Source organism: Acidithiobacillus sp. TH-A36, from assembly GCF_057473445.1.
In genome coordinates this window covers 1-1,148 of the sequence record NZ_JBYCKP010000209.1, presented here as the reverse complement: position 1 = coordinate 1,148, position 1,148 = coordinate 1, and the positions used below count along the sequence as shown (strand labels likewise).

At 53.8% G+C, this 1,148-nt stretch carries 1 protein-coding gene and 1 pseudogene; both read left to right on the top strand.

From position 1 onward, the window contains the following. A pseudogene (locus AC2VLY_RS05540) lies at positions 1-330 on the top strand (EamA family transporter); the annotation flags it as partial. Between the two features lie 197 nt (positions 331-527). Beyond that, positions 528-1,148, top strand: a 621-nt coding sequence (locus tag AC2VLY_RS05535) for a Crp/Fnr family transcriptional regulator (RefSeq protein WP_486921907.1), incomplete at its 3' end; no start/stop codon positions are given.

Here is a 1,148-nt window from a genome sequence, read left to right as displayed (position 1 = left end):
GCCCGCACGGGAGCCTATTTTTCAAGCGCTCCCTTCTTTGGGGCCATTCTCAGCGTCATCATCCTGGGCACTCCGGTCACCCCGCTACTACTGATCGCGGCAGCACTGATGGCCTGGGGCATCTGGATGCATCTGGATGAACGCCACGATCATGTCCATTCCCATGAGGCCATGGATCATGCCCACATGCATACCCACGATGCCCATCACCAACACGCCCACGCTTTTCCGGTTGCTCCAGGAACCCGTCATGAGCATCCGCATCATCACGAGCCCCTCACCCACAGCCACCCTCATGTGCCGGACATGCATCATTTACACAAGCACTGAATCCAGCCGGCAAGGGACATTTTTCAGGAGGCTATAAAGGCGCCACCCGAAACATTTCAAAGAAAATATCTACTGTAGTAGCATCATGACTCCCTTTCACACGGACGGGCATTATCCTGAACGACTGGATCAGCCATTTTACTTCACTCACTGCAGCGCCAGACAATGAAAAGGCGTTATTCAACAAGGCTCGTCCAGTGCAATGGGGGTCGGATCAAATCATTTTTCACGCCGGTACCCCCTGCAACCAATATTTGTTGGTGCTGGAAGGCCAGATCCGGGTGCAACAGATTTCTGCAGGCGGGCGCGAAATCGTCCTGTACCGCATTGGCCCCGGAGAATCCTGCATTCTCACTACCGCTTGTCTGTTCAGTCATCGCCCCTATCCCGCCATGGGTATTACCGAAACAGCCGTGAAGGCGATCAGCCTGCCCAAATCGGTTTTTGATCAACTCATTGGCCAATCCGGCCTTTTTCGGGAATTCGTATTCAATGCCTACGGAAATCGCTTGACCGATTTACTCACCCTGGTCGAAGAAGTCGTCTTCACCCGCCTGGATATTCGCCTCGCCAGAAAACTTCTGGACCTGGGAAAACATGCCCAGATTATCCAGATTACCCATCAGACATTGGCTACCGAGCTGGGGTCGGCCCGGGAAGTCATCAGCCGTGCCCTCAAAGAATTTGCATTGCGGGGATGGATCCGGCGAGGGTCAGGGGAGACTAAGCAGACGCTGCTTGAAGAAATGGATGCCAAGTTTGGTGGTGCCAATCACGTCACTGGTGGTGGTGATTTAATGGGTGTGGAGGATGCTCAT